The following is a 14864-nucleotide window of genomic DNA, read 5'->3' on the forward strand; positions in this document are numbered from 1 at the left end:
CCCCCCGCCGCCCCCCCCCCCGCGCCCCCCCCCCCCCCCGGGGCCGGGCCCCCCCCCCCCCCCCCCCCCCCCCCGACTGAGGCGTATTCGGTTGTCTCGCTGGGAGTTACGCGACGGGCCCGCCGACCCGCCGCCGACGATCAGTTGGAGTCGCCACTACCCTCGGCCGCCTCGGTGAGCTCACCGGGAGCATCCGGGACCTCACGGGGCTTCGCGGACCCGGTGAAGACGAACTTGGCATCCTCGCCGTCGCCCTCTCCGTCCCAGCCCTCGACGTCGACCAGTACGATCTGACCGGCGGTCAGCTCGTTGAACAGGATCTTCTCCGACAGCTGATCCTCGATCTCACGCTGGATGGTGCGACGCAGCGGACGTGCACCCAGCACCGGATCGAAGCCGCGCTTGGCCAGCAGGTTCTTGGCGCGGTCGGTGAGTTCGAGCGCCATATCCTTGTTCTTCAGCTGCGTCTCGACGCGGGCGATCATCAGATCGACCATCTGGATGATCTCGTCCTGCGTGAGCTGGTGGAACACGATGACGTCGTCGATACGGTTGAGGAACTCGGGACGGAAGTGCTTCTTGAGCTCGTCGTTGACCTTGAGCTTCATCCGCTCGTAGTTCGACTGCGAGTCGTCGCCCTTGCTGAAGCCCAGCCCGACGGCCTTCGATATGTCACTCGTGCCGAGGTTCGAAGTGAAGATCAGCACGGTGTTCTTGAAGTCGACAGTGCGACCCTGACCGTCGGTGAGACGGCCGTCTTCGAGGACCTGCAACAGGGTGTTGTAGATCTCCGAGTGAGCCTTCTCGATCTCGTCGAACAGGACCACGGAGAACGGCTTGCGGCGCACCTTCTCGGTGAGCTGACCGCCCTCTTCGTAGCCGACGTAGCCGGGAGGAGCACCGAACAGACGTGACGCGGTGAAACGGTCGTGGAACTCGCCCATGTCGATCTGGATGAGCGCGTCGTCCTCGCCGAACAGGAAGTTGGCCAGCGCCTTCGACAGCTCGGTCTTACCGACGCCGGACGGGCCGGCGAAGATGAACGAGCCCGACGGACGCTTGGGATCCTTCAGGCCGGCACGAGTACGGCGAATCGCCTTCGAGACCGCCTTGACGGCGTCCTCCTGGCCGATGATCCGCTTGTGCAGCTCATCCTCCATACGGAGCAGACGGGTGGTCTCCTCCTCGGTGAGCTTGAACACCGGGATACCGGTCCAGTTGCCGAGGACCTCGGCGATCTGCTCGTCGTCGACCTCGGCGACGACATCCATGTCGCCACTGCGCCACTGCTTTTCACGCTCAGCACGCTCGGCGACGAGAGTCTTCTCCTTGTCGCGCAGGCTGGCCGCCTTCTCGAAGTCCTGCGCGTCGATCGCGGACTCCTTCTCCTTGCGCGCGTCGGCGATGCGATCGTCGAATTCGCGAAGGTCTGGCGGTGCGGTCATGCGGCGGATGCGCATCCGCGCGCCCGCCTCGTCGATGAGGTCGATCGCCTTGTCCGGCAGGAACCGGTCGTTGATGTAGCGGTCGGCCAGCGTGGCAGCGGCGACCAGCGCACCGTCGGTGATGGACACCCGGTGGTGGCTCTCGTAGCGGTCGCGCAGACCCTTCAGGATCTCGATGGTGTGCTCCACCGACGGCTCGCCGACCTGCACGGGCTGGAAGCGACGCTCCAGGGCGGCGTCCTTCTCGATGTACTTGCGGTACTCGTCGAGGGTCGTCGCGCCGATGGTCTGCAGTTCACCGCGGGCCAGCTTCGGCTTGAGGATCGATGCCGCGTCGATCGCGCCCTCGGCGGCACCCGCACCCACGAGCGTGTGCAGCTCGTCGATGAACAGGATGATGTCCCCGCGGGTGTTGATCTCCTTGAGGACCTTCTTCAGGCGTTCCTCGAAGTCACCGCGGTAGCGGCTGCCCGCGACCAGCGACCCGAGGTCGAGGGTGTAGAGCTGCTTGTCCTTGAGCGTCTCGGGCACCTGGCCGTTGACGATCGCCTGCGCCAGTCCCTCGACGACGGCGGTCTTGCCGACGCCGGGCTCACCGATGAGGACGGGGTTGTTCTTGGTGCGGCGGGACAGCACCTGCATGACCCGCTCGATCTCTTTTTCACGCCCGATGACGGGATCGAGTTTGCCCTCGCTCGCCGCCGCGGTCAGATTTCGGCCGAACTGGTCGAGAACCAGCGAGGTCGACGGGGTGCCCGCCTCGCTGCTACGACCACCGGTACCGGCCTCCTGCGGCTCCTTGCCCTGATATCCGGAGAGCAGCTGGATGACCTGCTGACGAACCCGGTTGAGGTCGGCGCCGAGCTTGACCAGAACCTGGGCGGCCACGCCCTCACCTTCGCGGATGAGGCCGAGGAGGATGTGCTCGGTGCCGATGTAATTGTGGCCGAGCTGTAGCGCCTCACGCAGCGACAGCTCGAGGACCTTCTTGGCGCGCGGGGTGAACGGGATGTGTCCCGACGGTGCCTGCTGCCCCTGACCGATGATCTCCTCGACCTGGCTGCGCACGCCCTCCAGGGAGATCCCGAGCGACTCCAGCGCCTTGGCGGCGACGCCCTCACCCTCGTGGATGAGGCCGAGGAGGATGTGCTCGGTGCCGATGTAGTTGTGGTTGAGCATCCGCGCCTCTTCTTGGGCCAGAACCACAACCCGGCGTGCGCGGTCGGTGAACCGTTCGAACATTGTTCTCCCTCACATTGCTAGCGCCCCGGCCGTCACGTTCGCGCACCCTGCAAGTGGTGTGCCGATAGACGACGACCAGCCTGCTTCCACTCTAGAGGTCGTCGTCAGTGCACCTGCAGTTAACGTCGCACCAGAGGTGATGCGAATACCGCCACGACGGGGGTTGTGCCGGTACAACGGCCCAGGCAGAGGCAATGTTCCCAGGCCAATACGCCCAGAGCGAAACCAGCCCGATCGGGTCGATTCGCCCCACCTGGACCCGAATACCGACCCGACCGGGCCGGACACGAGCCTTCTCAGCGAATGAGGAAGGCGTCGATCACCCGATTGAGCACCACCGTCATCTCGACGGTGGCGACGTCGCGATCGTCGGCCGCGGCCACGTAGAGCGCGGCCTCGTCGAGGGCCCCGATCGCGACATGGGCGATCGGCCGCAGCGGCTGGTCCTCGATCTGCCCGGCGTCGACAGCCGCCCGAAGCAGCCCCTCGATGAGCGCGAAGCCGAAGTCTTCACCGCGCGCCCGCCACTCCTTCCAGCCGAGTACTACCGGGGCGTCGACGAGACCGATGCGCTGCACCTCGGGCTGGGCGAAGATCTCCAGCGCGACGCCGGTCGCCGCACGTAGCGCGCCGATCGGGTCCGTGTCGAGCAGCCCACCGATACGCTCGCCGATCTCGGCGATCATCGTCTGCTCGACGTCGTCGTAGACGGCCGAGAACAACCCTTGCTTGTCCCCGAACTGGTGATAGAGGGCGCCGCGGGTGACTCCGGCGGCGTCGACCACCGCCTGGGTGCCGACGTCGGCGTATCCGTGTTCGCCGAAGAGTCGGCGACCGGCCGAGATCAACGCACCGCGGGTGGCGGCGGTGCGTTCGGCCTGAGTTCGACGGTTGACTTCCATACAGTCTGCACGTAACTTTCATACAAGGTGTTCGTAAGTTTTCCTCCTCCTCAGGATAGGTGGCCGAAATGTCGAATCACACACTCTCGCCCGGCGACACGACTCGTATCGATCTCCCGTCCGGCAGCATCGAGTACACGACGCTGGGACCCGCGGACTCCGCACATCCACCGGTGGTCTTTGTGCACGGATTCCTCGTCGACCACCGGCTGTGGAGCAGGGTCGCCGAGTTGCTCGCCGCTGCCGGCCACCGCTGCTACCTTCCCGACCTGCCGCTCGGCGCCCACCGGCTCCCCTGGGGTGCCGACCACGACCGGTCGCCACGCGGGGCGGCCACGCTGGTCCGCGAGTTCGTCGCGGCTCTGGACCTCACCGACGCGACCGTCGTCAGCAACGACACCGGCGGCGCGATCACCCAGTACGCCGTGGACGCCGATCCCGAGTTCGCCGGCCGGCTCGTCTTCACCAACTGCGACGGCTTCGACCTGTTCCCGCCGCAACCGTTCCGATTCCTCTTCGCACTGCTGGGCAACCGGGCCGCGGTGCGGCCACTGATCGCGGCGACCGCGCATTCCCGACTGATCCGGCATTCACCGCTCGGCGTGGGATTGTTGCTCAACTCCCCTGACCCGGAGTTCACCCGATCCTTCTTCGAACCGGCCCGCGCCGACGCCCGCATCCGGGACGACATCACCGCATTCCTCGGCACCATCGATCCGGCCGACCTGAATACAGTCACCGGCAGGATGGGCCGTGTCCGGCGACCGGTCGCCTTCGTCTGGGGCGCCGACGACCGCTGTTTCACCACTACCCACGGTCGGCGGCTCGCGGCCACCTTCGCCGACGCCACCTTCACCCTGGTCCCATCCGCTCGAACCTTCGTCTCCCTCGACCAGCCTGCTGCGGTGGCCGACGCGGTCGCCGACATCGCCCGACGTCGGGTTTTCACCCCGACCAGCGGCCCCGGAGAAGATTCTTGAGCTGAACGCGTCGGATTCCGCGCACCGCGAACGACGATGAGTACGTGAGTGGTGACGAACAGCCGGACGGGGACCCGGTCGCGAGCCTACTGGCGTGTTATGACGACGCGCTGCCGGTCGTCTACGGCTATGTCCTTCGCCGCTGCACCGACCGGGCCGTCGCCGAGGATGTGACCTCGGAGACGTTCCTGGCCGCCATGGACGCCGCCCGCAACGGCACCTCGGTGCCCGGAACCGGATGGCTCATCGGCATCGCGCGGCACAAACTCGCCGACCATTGGCGACGGATGCAACGCACCCCGCTGCCCACCGACGACCTGCCCGATCAGACCGTCGACCGGTGGGATGCCGAACTCGACCGCATCGTGGCCGAATACACGATGAGCCGGTTGGCGCCGATGTACCGAGCGGCACTGACCCTGCGCTACGTCGATGATCTGCCGGTCGCCGACTGCGCGACGATCCTCGACCGCACCCACGGCGCGACCGAGGCGCTGCTCACCAGGGCCAAGCGCGCCTTCCGGGCCGCCTATCCCGACCAGCAACCACAACCGAGTCGGGGAGGAGGGCACGCATGAGCCACGACGACTTCCCCGACGCGACCGGCGATCCGCTGCACATCCTGCGTGCCGTCGACATCACCGGCACCGAGCTACCGATCGCACCCGATCCTGCGTTCGCGCGCGCCTTGCGCGACCGGCTGGAGCGTGGCGCGACGCTGCCGAAAGGAGCAGTCATGAGCACACCGACCGAGACCCCCGACCTCGCACCCACCCCGAATACCCACGCCGACAGCCGGATCGAACATCCCGGCGCGCTCCCCTATCTGACGGTCGGCGACGGCCGGGCCGCGATCGACTGGTACGTAGCCAATCTCGGCGCCAGACTGCGTGGCGCGCCCATCCAGATGGGCGACGGCCGGATCGGGCACGCCGAACTCGAATTGGGCGGCGGCGTAGTCTATCTCGCCGACGAGTTCGCCGATCTGGGCCTGCGCGCACCGCAGCCGGGCCAGGTCTCGGTGAGCCTGTTGCTCAGCGTGGCCGACACCGATGCGGCACTGGCCGCCGCGCGGCGTTCCGGCGCCATCGTGACCCGCGAACCCGATGAGACACACGGCAATCGAACGGCGACCGTCATCGACCCGTTCGGCCACCGCTGGATGCTGACCGGACCCACCCTCGCCGAGCTCGCCGCCCAGTCGGGTCGCGCGACCCGTCCCGACGGCGAGCGAATCCACCCCGGCGACATCGCGTATATGTCACTGCAGACCCCCGACGCCGACCGCGCCGCCCGCTTCTACGGCGCAGTGCTCGGCTGGCGGTATGATCCGCAGCTGCGACAGGTCACCAATCTTGGTCACCGCCTCGGTATTTCGACCGCCTCCGGCTACGGCGTGAACACTGTCTATTGCGTGTTCGCGGTCGCAGACTTCGCCGAGACCCGGGCGGGGATCCTCGCCGCAGGCGGACGGGCAGGCGAGGTGAGCCTGGCCGGCGACGGTGTTCGCGTGCTCGACGCGGTCGACCCACAGGGCGTCGCCTTCTCGGTCTATGTGCCCGCCGCCGACGAGCCGCGCCCGGCCCAACATCCCCGGGGTCTCGGCGAACTGTCCTATCTCACCGTGCACACCCCGGACAGCGCGCGCTTGCGCGACTTCTACGGGCGGGTGCTCGGTTGGTCCTTCCGACCCGGACGTGTCGACGACGGGTGGGAGGTCGACCACGCGCGACCACAGGTCGGCGTCGCGGGTGGCTCGACGGCGTCGGTCGCGGTGCCGATGTGGAACACCGACGACGCGGGGGCCGCGGTCGAACGGGTGCGCGCGGCCGGTGGCCGGGTTCTCGACGCCCCGCAGACCGCTCCATACGGCATAACCGCACGCTGCGTCGACGACCAGGGAGCAGAGTTCTATCTGGGGCAGCTGTTCTGACCACACGCATGCGCTGACGTCACGTCGGCCACCGCCACGGCGAATCGACCGGGAATCAACCGGGGCGGCCGTGCCGTTGTGTCTGATCGTAGGGACAGACAGTCACCCACCGGTCAGGGCCGACCAGCGTCATCGGTCGCCGGGCCGAACCGCGACGTTCAGGAGCAACCATGACCACATATGCGGTGACCGGCGCGACCGGAGGTCTGGGCGGTGCGGCCGTCGACGCCCTGATCGCCCGCGGCGTCGATGCGGCCGACATCGTCGCCATCGTCCGTGATCGCGGGCGGGCCGAGCGGCTGGCCGCGGCGGGCGTCGAGGTCCGGATCGGCGACTACAACGACTCCAGCAGCCTCGATTCCGCGCTCGCCGGTGTGGATCGACTCCTCCTGGTCTCAGGTAACGAACTCGGTTCCCGGCTGACCCAGCACACCAACGTGATCGCGGCGGCCACGCGAGTCGGTGTCCCGCTGATCGCCTACACGAGCATCCTGAAGGCCGACACGTCTGTGTTGTCGCTGGCGGGCGAACATCTCGCCACCGAGCGTCTGCTGGCCGAGACCGGCGTCGACCATATCCTTCTGCGCAACGGCTGGTACTGGGAGAACTACGTGCCGTCCGCACCCGCCGCGGTGGCTTCCGGTGTGCTCTACGGGAGCTCGGCCGACGGTCTTGTGGCCGGTGCGGCACGCGCGGACTACGCGGATGCGGCCGCCGTCGCGCTCATCGACGGAACCGGCGGCACCATCTACGAACTCGGCGGTTCCGAGCATCTGAGTTCCTCGGACATCGCCGCCGCCATCGCCGACGTCGCGGGCAAACCTGTCCGCTACCAAGATCTTTCGGAAGCCGACTATGCTTCGGCCCTGCGCTCTGCCGGCCTGCCGGAGCCGGTCGCGGCGATGCTGGCCGACTCCGACGCCGGTATCGCCCAGGGCGCACTCAACACCGACTCGACAAGCCTGGCCGATCTCCGCGGACGTCCGTCGACGCCGCTGACGACGGTCCTCGCCGAATCGGGCCCACTCACCGAGTGACTCCCGCCAGCGCGACCACGTCCGGTCAGTGATTGACTGTTGCCCATGCCCATCCGGTCGTCCGCCGCCGAGTTCCGCCGACGTCTACCATTCGGGATCGGCACCGTCGTCGGGATGTTGTCCGTCGTTCTGGTGGTCATCGTCGGCGCGGTACTGGCGATCGACCGGCCGGCGGGCAACGCCGACCACGGTTTCGGGCAGTTGCGCAGCTACCGGGCTGCGCCGGAGGACGCGTGGACACTGACCGACGCGGACCTGCCCGGTTACCTCGACACCGGTGGTCCGATCCGCGTCGAAGAGGCCGACGACGACATCTGGCTGATCTCCTACCCGATCGGACTCGGCCGCGCCTTCACCACCATCAGCCGCAGTACCGGCCGTCCGCTGTGGCAGCGGCCGCTCGACGTCGGACTCGGCGATTGCGCGTTCACCACCTCGGGGCGATTGGGCTGCGCGGTTCGGTTGGCCAACCCGGCAGACGGAGGTCTCGACGAAGGCTTCTATCTCATCGACGATGCCGGCAACGTCACCGAGTCCGCACCCCGTAACGACACCGCTCGCGTGGCCGGGGTCGGCTCGAATTTCCTGCGGATCAACGACACCGGATTCCGTGTCACCCTGTCGACACCGGCCGGCCGTACGCTCTGGTCGCGCAGTTTCGCCGCGGCGGTCGCCGCCGACGTCAACGGCACCGGTGGCGTCGAGGTCACCGATCACGCGGTGATCGTGGCGACCGTCGACGGCAGTTACTACCTGATCAACCGTACGGACGGCACCGACACCCTCGCGTGCACTTCCTGCACGATGCGCACCTATCCGACGGGTCTCGCCGTCGAATACCACCAGGCCGACGCCCGGCGGGTCGAGATCTATCCGATCAGCACGGCCGGACGGATCGCCGGCACCCCGTCCACGACCATCGCGAACGCCCACCTGTTGCGCGGTTCCTCGGTGCGCCCGGCCCTGACCGCCGACAACGCGGTGCTCGCCGATCACGGCACCTACGTCGTGATCGACCCGCGCAGCGGCGACAGCTGGAAGGTAGACGATCCGGAGGCGTCCAAGGCCGGTGCGCGACCCTGTGGGACGCTGCTGTCGGTGCCCCGTATCGATCGATCCCGGGTGACCCTCGACCTCGTCGACGGCAGTCGTATCGGCGAGGCCCCGGTGCCCGCACACCACGAGGCCAACATCGACAACTACGGTTGCGTCGGGTCGAGCGGCTCGACGCTGATCGGGTCCAACGGCAGCCGCATCGCCGCCTTCGCAGCGGACGGCGGCGTTGTGTGGCAGCAGAATCTGGGCGGCTCGATCAGTGTCGTCGACGGCTTCCTGGTCGCCGCACGCGGCACGACGCTGTCGGTTCTGCGTCCCAACTGACCATCGACTGGCCCGTAGCCCGACACCGGGTATCCAAGCCCCACCTGCAGTTCTGTGGCGCGACTCACATTCTCACGGCGATCGGCGGGTTCACCTGGTGCGATGTCGGCATACCCATACCCAGCCACCACGGTTGGTAACGGAAAAATAACGGCCTGCTAACGGATTCATGTACGGTCGGCCTCGTTCTCTAGCAGGGAGTGAGGTTATCCCTTTGCGTAAGCAGTCGAAGATCGGCGTTTTCCGCACGTCACTGTGCGCCGCCGCGATCGCCCCGATCGGCATCCTGGCCGCCGCCGGTGCGACCCATATCGCCCCGGTCCAGCACACCGCCGACGCCCCGGCCCCCGCGGCCACCGTCGTCGCCGCCCCGGCCGCATTCACCATCGCGGCCCCACCCGCGGCCCGCACCCCCGCACCTACGCCGGCTCCGGCGCCCGCACCGGCACCGGTGATCCGTCCCGCGAGCGTCACGACCGGTGCCGTCCCGGCCAGCAACTACGACGCCTACGAGAAGGCGGCGAAGATCATGGCGCGCACCACCCCGCGCTGCGGTATCGACTGGAAGCTCATCGCGGGTATCGGCCGGGTCGAATCCCATCATGCCGACCAGGGCAACGTCGACCACAACGGCGAACTCAAATCGCCGATCTTCGGCCCGACACTCAACGGCACCCTCGCCGGAAATCAGGTCATCGCCGACACCGACGGCGGGCGACTCGACGGTGACACCAGCTACGACCGTGCGATCGGACCGATGCAGTTCCTGCCGCAGACCTGGTCGCACTATGCCGCCGACGGCAACGGGGACGGCAAGATCGACCCGCAGAACATCTACGACGCCGCGCTGACCACCGCCCGCTACCTGTGCGACGGTAATCTCGATCTCCGTGCCGACGCCTCGCGGGTGACCGCGATCCTGCGCTACAACAATTCGATGACCTACGTCGACGACGTGCTCGGGTACGCCCGCTCGTACTGATCCCGATGCGCGGCGGGGCCGGTCGCGAGCGCCGCAGACTCCCTACGGCCCCGACAGAAACGCCTGCAGCGCAGCCGAATACATCTCGACATCGTCGGCGCCCATGAGTTCACGAGCACTGTGCATGGCCAGCTGCGGAGCTCCGACATCGACGGTCGATAGGCCGGTCCGCGCCGCGGTGATGGGTCCGATCGTCGACCCGCACGGCAGGTCGGCACGATGGGTATAACGCTGCATCGGTACCTCGGCCCGCTCGCAGGCGAGTGCGAAGACCGCCTCGCCCACCGCGTCCGACGCGTACCGCAGGTTCTGATTGACCTTGAGTACCGGGCCGCCGTTGATGGCGATCCGATGCCCAGGCTCGTGCCGGTCGGGATAGTTCGGATGGGTGGCGTGCGCCATATCCCCCGACACGCAGATCGAATCCGCCATCGCGGCAAGGTAATCCGCCCGGTCACCGCCGCGTGCCGCCACGACACGCTCACAAATCGTCGCCAGCAGATCCGAGGCCGCACCGCGTTCTGAGCCGCTGCCTACCTCCTCGTGGTCGAAGAGTGCCAGCATCCGGGTACGACTCCCCGACGCCGAGTCGAGCAGGGCACGCAATCCCGCGTAGCAGGTGCCCTGGTTGTCCAAACGCGGTGCACTGAGCAGGTTTTCATCGACACCGATCAGCCGGCTCGGCGCGATGTCATGGGTCATCAGTTCCCAGCCGAGCAATGCGTCAGGATCGATCCCGGCGTAGCCGGCCACCCACCCCAGCACGTCGGGAACCGTGTCGCCCAGTCCCCAGATGCCGTCGACATGCCGCTGCGGGTCCAGTTCGACCCCTTTGCGATCGGCCGACAGATGGATCGCGAGCTGCGGGACACGGAGTACCGCCTCGGCGACGTGGACCAGCGTGTGTTCGACGCTATTGCCCGACCGGTAGGCCAGACGACCGGACACGCCGAGGTCGCGATCGAGCCACGAGTTGAGCCATGCGCCGCCGTAGGGTTCCAGTGCAACCATCGACACACCGGCAGAGACGCGGTCCGGATGCTGCTTGAGCCGCAGATTGGGACTGTCGGTGTGTCCACCGACGATGCGGAATCCGTTGCCCGACCCGGTTTCCCATGCGACCAGTGATCCCCCGCGGATGACGTAGAACCGGCCGTCGGCGGTGTCGGCCTGCCACGTCTGACTCTCGTGCAGCCGCCGATATCCAGCCTTCTCAAGTTCGGCGGCAACGGTCGCGCAGACGTGGAACGGTGAGGGGGAGGCGTCGATGAACGCCCCGAGTCCGGTCGCCGTGGCGGTGGTCGTGATCGTCATACGGGAATTCCCTTGCTCAATCGCGCCGACGTGGCCCGACCACCCTCGCGGAGAGGATCGACGTCATCAGGCCGAGGCCAGCACCGCGTCGATCGCCGAGTAGAACAGGCCGAGACCGTCGTCGCTGGGTCCGGTGAGTGCCTCGGTCGCATGTTCGGGATGCGGCATCAGTCCGACGATCCGGCCGTCGGCGCTGCTGATTCCTGCGATGTCGAGGTTGGATCCGTTCGGGTTGTCCCCGGCGTAGGTGAACACGATCCGGCCCTCGCCCTCGAGTTCTTCGAGTTTGCGCTGTGAGGCCACATAGCGGCCTTCCCCGGATTTCAGCGGGATGAGGATTTCCGCGCCACGCTCGTAGCGCGAGGTCCAGGCAGTGGTATTCGATTCCACGCGCAGCCACTGATCGCGGCAGATGAAATGTAGACCCTCGTTGCGGGTGAGTGCGCCGGGCAGCAGCCCGGCCTCGCACAGCACCTGGAAACCGTTGCAGATACCCAGCACCGGCATGCCCTTGCCCGCTGCCTCGACGACCGATCCCATCACCGGCGCGAAGCGTGCGATGGCACCGGCCCGCAGATAGTCGCCGTAGGAGAAGCCGCCGGGCACGACGACCGCGTCGACCCCTTTGAGGTCTGCATCGCCGTGCCACAGTGCCACGGCCTCGGCCCCCGCGAGTCGGACCGCGCGGGCGGCGTCGACGTCGTCGAGGGTGCCGGGAAAGGTGATGACCCCGATTCGTGCTGTCATCGCCGCGCTCTACTCCGCGATCCGAGAGACGTTGAAGTTCTCGATGACGGTGTTGGTGAGCAGTTCCTCGGCGATGCGCTCGAGTGTGCTGTCGTCCACCGAGCCGTCGACCTCGAGTTCGAATCGCTTACCCTGCCGCACATCGGCGACCCCACTGAATCCGAGACGACCCAGGGCGCCGACGATGGCCTGCCCTTGCGGGTCGAGAATCTCGGCCTTCGGCATCACGTCGACCACCACTCGTGCCATGCGTACCGCTCCTCATCTACGTTGCCGGGCCGCACCGCGTTCCACCGATGTGACCAGCGATCACCTTACCGGGTGCGGCGGTGTGCCTCAGCGCGCACCGGACTAGAGGACCGCCTCGATGGCTGCGATCACCGACGGGTCGGTCGGTTCGGTACGCGGGCGGATGCGGGTGACGACCTTGCCCTCGGCATCGACGACGAACTTCTCGAAGTTCCACTGCACGTCGCCGGCTTCTCCGTCGGCGTCGGCGATGGTGGTCAGCGCGGCATAGAGCGGGTGCCGGTCATCTCCGTTGACGTCGACCTTCTCCAGCAGCGGGAAGGTGACACCGTAGGTGGTCGAGCAGAAGGTGGCGATCTCCTCGGATGTTCCCGGTTCCTGCCCCATGAACTGGTTGCACGGCACTCCGACGACCGTCAGGCCACGGTCGGCATAGTCCTTGGCGATCTGTTCGAGCCCCGAATATTGCGGGGTCAGCCCACATTTGCTCGCAACGTTGACGACGAGTAGCGGCCCGGCGAAGTCGGCGAGGTTCAGTGCGCTGCCGTCGAGCGCATTCACGGGGATTTCCTTGACATTGCTCACGTGACACGACGGTAGCCGACCGGACCGGCCGGCGAAACCGGACGCGACAGAAGAAGTCGCGATCGGCCGGCCTTGTGCCCTCGGCCACCTTCAAGGCCGGTTGAACTTAAGTAAGGCTATGCTTCTCTGGCGAGGGAGGGGGTCCCTCGACATCGCTTGGTCATCTCCGCTCGGCAGACCGACTCGGCGACGGCCGGAACTACGGCCGTTCGCCGCCAGGTCCCACGCCGTGAGACAAGCCATGTTCAGCATCACCAAGGGAACAGCACCTGTGCATACCGGGCACGACCATGCGGATGACCGCGCGGCACATGACAGCACCGACGGCGTCGGCGACGCCGATACGACCGGACCGCGCCAGATGGCGGTCCGATCACCGCGGAGAGTCCGCAGACGCGGCGGGACGGCAACTCGGCGCCCGCTGATGTCGGCGACGCTGGTCGCCGTGTGCGCCGCCACCGCCGTCGCGATGACGAGCATTTCCGGGTCTGCCGCCCCCGGCCCGCAGCCCAGTGCCCCGACTCCGGTCGTGGTCGCCACGCCCGCAAAACCTACTGCGGAGGCGACCGACGACCGACTTTCGCGGGTCCGCGAATCGAACCGGTCACTATTGCCCGCACCTCGGGACCGCGACACCACGACGACCTGCGTCAGCGGCGAATACGTCACACTATCGGTGGTTTTCACCTCGATCTTCGACTCCCTGCTCCCGTCACTGCCCGCGTCGCTACGCGCCGCCGCCCGTCAGCAGCGCGACGCGACGCTGGCCGACATGCAGCGGATCCACGTGTCGACACTCGCGATCTCGGACAGCCCGTTCGCGCTGGGTGCCGACGCCGACGATCCCGGCGTCAAATACCGCACCCCGATCTCGCACTGGATCGTCGTGCAGCTGTTGAAGATTCGGGACGGTAAGCACAACGAGGCCATCCCGGTCGGCAACATCACCCTGATTCAGGCGGTAGAGACCGCCTGGCTCCTCACCTTCGCCGGCGTCCTGGCCCCGCTCCAGTTCGGCAATGCCGTTGCCCCGATCCCGGGCAGCCCGCTGACCGGCACCCAACTGGGCGCATTGGCCGGGTCGCTCACCTACGACTCGATCTTCGACGTCGCCATGTTCTTCGGACGCGCCGGCCTGCAGCAGCTCTATCAGACCACCGCCCGGTCGCTGCTCAACCAGTGCGTCGCGCGGGTCACCGATGAGGAACTCGATCAGGCGGGACGCGCCGCCGACGACGTCTCCTACCATCTGCCGGTCAGTCCGATCCTGCAGAATATCGCCGACCAGGTCGCCCTCGCCGACAATGAGAGTTGCGCACCGATCGGCTCGCTGTCGCTGCAGCGCATCGTGTCACGCACCTTCACCTTCGCCCGCGGTGTCGTCACCGACGCCGCGGGCAGGCAACGGCTGCGCGCCGAGGAGGCGCGCATCCTCGGCGTGATGCGTTCGACACCGGTCCCGCACAACCTGATTCCCGCGGACCCGTCCGACTTCACGTCGACCGAGGCGATGGCGTCGCTGATCGCCGGGCAGCTGCCCTACATCGGTGGCGCGCCGGCAAACATCATCCTCGGCCTGAGTCACAACGCCCGGGAGGGCAATCTGGCCGCCACCGTGCCGCTGGCCGACCTCACTGTCACCAAGTCGCTGACCGGGATCTACTACGCCTACGCGCTGTCGCTGCATCTGTTCAGCAACATCGGCGGCCTGGTGCAGGGGCCGGTCATGACCCAGCTGGGGATCACCACGTCGATCAGTCCGGTCGGCATCGCCTCGGCGGTTCTCGGGCTGCCGCTGACCTACGGGCTGGTCACCTTCCACAATGTGGTGCGGAGCCTATGTCTGCGCGAGGACGACACGTCGGGAACCGGACTGGGCGCCGAGGTCCATCGGCGTTCGCCCACCGCGACTCCGGTGCCGACGAGCACCGCACGGCACGGCGGCACACCCAAGCACCAGGCGCCGACCACCGTGGCGCCCCGCTCCTCGGCTCCCCGCGGTGGGGTACTCCCCGCCGTACCCACCGTCCGCTGAGCCGGCGGATTTCCGTCGGACATCGAGTATCGG

At 67.5% G+C, this 14864-nt stretch carries 13 protein-coding genes; 7 read left to right on the top strand and 6 right to left on the bottom strand.

Annotated features, from left to right (window positions below; all coding sequences use genetic code 11):
- Positions 1–140: 140 nt before the first annotated feature.
- Together QSJ18_RS08805 and QSJ18_RS08810 are read right to left on the bottom strand one after the other, a co-directional pair.
- Positions 141–2687 carry an ATP-dependent Clp protease ATP-binding subunit gene (locus QSJ18_RS08805; RefSeq protein ID WP_286326005.1) on the bottom strand — a complete coding sequence of 849 codons (2547 nt, stop codon included), beginning with the start codon at positions 2685–2687 and terminating at the stop codon, positions 141–143.
- A gap of 296 nt (positions 2688–2983) precedes the next feature.
- The gene (locus tag QSJ18_RS08810; RefSeq protein ID WP_286326006.1) at positions 2984–3589 is read right to left on the bottom strand and encodes a TetR/AcrR family transcriptional regulator; all 606 of its coding nucleotides are present in this window, start codon (positions 3587–3589) and stop codon (positions 2984–2986) included.
- Positions 3590–3657: 68 nt separating this feature from the next.
- On the opposite strand from QSJ18_RS08810, the gene QSJ18_RS08815 reads away from it, so the two are divergent.
- The 6 genes from QSJ18_RS08815 (at position 3658) to QSJ18_RS08840 (ending at position 9901) form a co-directional block, all read left to right on the top strand.
- Complete coding sequence (locus tag QSJ18_RS08815) at positions 3658–4569, top strand: alpha/beta fold hydrolase (protein WP_286326007.1); 912 nt, start codon at positions 3658–3660, stop codon at positions 4567–4569.
- Between the two features lie 44 nt (positions 4570–4613).
- On the top strand, positions 4614–5147 hold the full coding sequence (locus QSJ18_RS08820) for an RNA polymerase sigma factor (protein WP_286326008.1): 534 nt from the start codon (positions 4614–4616) through the stop codon (positions 5145–5147).
- Complete coding sequence (locus tag QSJ18_RS08825; RefSeq protein ID WP_286326009.1) at positions 5144–6502, top strand: VOC family protein; 1359 nt, start codon at positions 5144–5146, stop codon at positions 6500–6502. Before QSJ18_RS08820 ends, QSJ18_RS08825 begins: the two co-directional genes overlap by 4 nt.
- 170 nt (positions 6503–6672) lie before the next feature.
- A complete protein-coding gene (locus QSJ18_RS08830; RefSeq protein WP_286326010.1) occupies positions 6673–7539 on the top strand; it encodes an NmrA family NAD(P)-binding protein in 867 nt (288 codons plus the stop codon).
- 45 nt (positions 7540–7584) lie between these two features.
- Positions 7585–8919: a hypothetical protein gene (locus QSJ18_RS08835; RefSeq protein ID WP_286326011.1), complete on the top strand. Its 1335-nt coding sequence runs from the start codon at positions 7585–7587 to the stop codon at positions 8917–8919.
- Between the two features lie 214 nt (positions 8920–9133).
- Positions 9134–9901: a lytic transglycosylase domain-containing protein gene (locus QSJ18_RS08840; RefSeq protein WP_286326012.1), complete on the top strand. Its 768-nt coding sequence runs from the start codon at positions 9134–9136 to the stop codon at positions 9899–9901.
- Positions 9902–9943: 42 nt separating this feature from the next.
- On the opposite strand, the gene QSJ18_RS08845 is transcribed toward QSJ18_RS08840, so the two are convergent.
- From QSJ18_RS08845 to QSJ18_RS08860, 4 genes are all read right to left on the bottom strand, one after another.
- Positions 9944–11215, bottom strand: a complete 1272-nt coding sequence (locus tag QSJ18_RS08845) for a M18 family aminopeptidase (RefSeq protein WP_286326013.1) — start codon at positions 11213–11215, stop codon at positions 9944–9946.
- A 66-nt stretch (positions 11216–11281) separates the two neighbouring features.
- Positions 11282–11962, bottom strand: coding sequence for a phosphoribosylformylglycinamidine synthase subunit PurQ (purQ, locus tag QSJ18_RS08850; protein ID WP_286326015.1), 681 nt, complete (start codon positions 11960–11962; stop codon positions 11282–11284).
- A gap of 9 nt (positions 11963–11971) precedes the next feature.
- On the bottom strand, positions 11972–12211 hold the full coding sequence (purS, locus tag QSJ18_RS08855) for a phosphoribosylformylglycinamidine synthase subunit PurS (protein ID WP_286326016.1): 240 nt from the start codon (positions 12209–12211) through the stop codon (positions 11972–11974).
- 102 nt (positions 12212–12313) lie between these two features.
- A complete protein-coding gene (locus QSJ18_RS08860) occupies positions 12314–12796 on the bottom strand; it encodes a glutathione peroxidase (protein WP_286326017.1) in 483 nt (160 codons plus the stop codon).
- A 229-nt stretch (positions 12797–13025) separates the two neighbouring features.
- Here QSJ18_RS08860 and QSJ18_RS08865 point away from each other — a divergent pair, with 229 nt between their 5' ends.
- Complete coding sequence (locus tag QSJ18_RS08865; protein WP_286326018.1) at positions 13026–14831, top strand: hypothetical protein; 1806 nt, start codon at positions 13026–13028, stop codon at positions 14829–14831.
- Positions 14832–14864 lie beyond the last annotated feature (33 nt).

This window comes from Gordonia heveisoli (assembly GCF_030315745.1).
In the GTDB taxonomy this organism is placed as follows: Bacteria; Actinomycetota; Actinomycetes; order Mycobacteriales; family Mycobacteriaceae; genus Gordonia.

Bases quoted from the DNA above. Each gene is read 5' to 3' on its own strand.
- purS (WP_286326016.1), bottom strand. From the start codon at position 12,211: ATGGCACGAGTGGTGGTCGACGTGATGCCGAAGGCCGAGATTCTCGAC.
- QSJ18_RS08805 (WP_286326005.1), bottom strand. From the start codon at position 2,687: ATGTTCGAACGGTTCACCGACCGCGCACGCCGGGTTGTGGTTCTGGCC.
- purQ (WP_286326015.1), bottom strand. From the start codon at position 11,962: ATGACAGCACGAATCGGGGTCATCACCTTTCCCGGCACCCTCGACGAC.
- QSJ18_RS08845 (WP_286326013.1), bottom strand. From the start codon at position 11,215: ATGACGATCACGACCACCGCCACGGCGACCGGACTCGGGGCGTTCATC.
- QSJ18_RS08825 (WP_286326009.1), top strand. From the start codon at position 5,144: ATGAGCCACGACGACTTCCCCGACGCGACCGGCGATCCGCTGCACATC.
- QSJ18_RS08815 (WP_286326007.1), top strand. From the start codon at position 3,658: ATGTCGAATCACACACTCTCGCCCGGCGACACGACTCGTATCGATCTC.
- QSJ18_RS08810 (WP_286326006.1), bottom strand. From the start codon at position 3,589: ATGGAAGTCAACCGTCGAACTCAGGCCGAACGCACCGCCGCCACCCGC.
- QSJ18_RS08830 (WP_286326010.1), top strand. From the start codon at position 6,673: ATGACCACATATGCGGTGACCGGCGCGACCGGAGGTCTGGGCGGTGCG.
- QSJ18_RS08835 (WP_286326011.1), top strand. From the start codon at position 7,585: ATGCCCATCCGGTCGTCCGCCGCCGAGTTCCGCCGACGTCTACCATTC.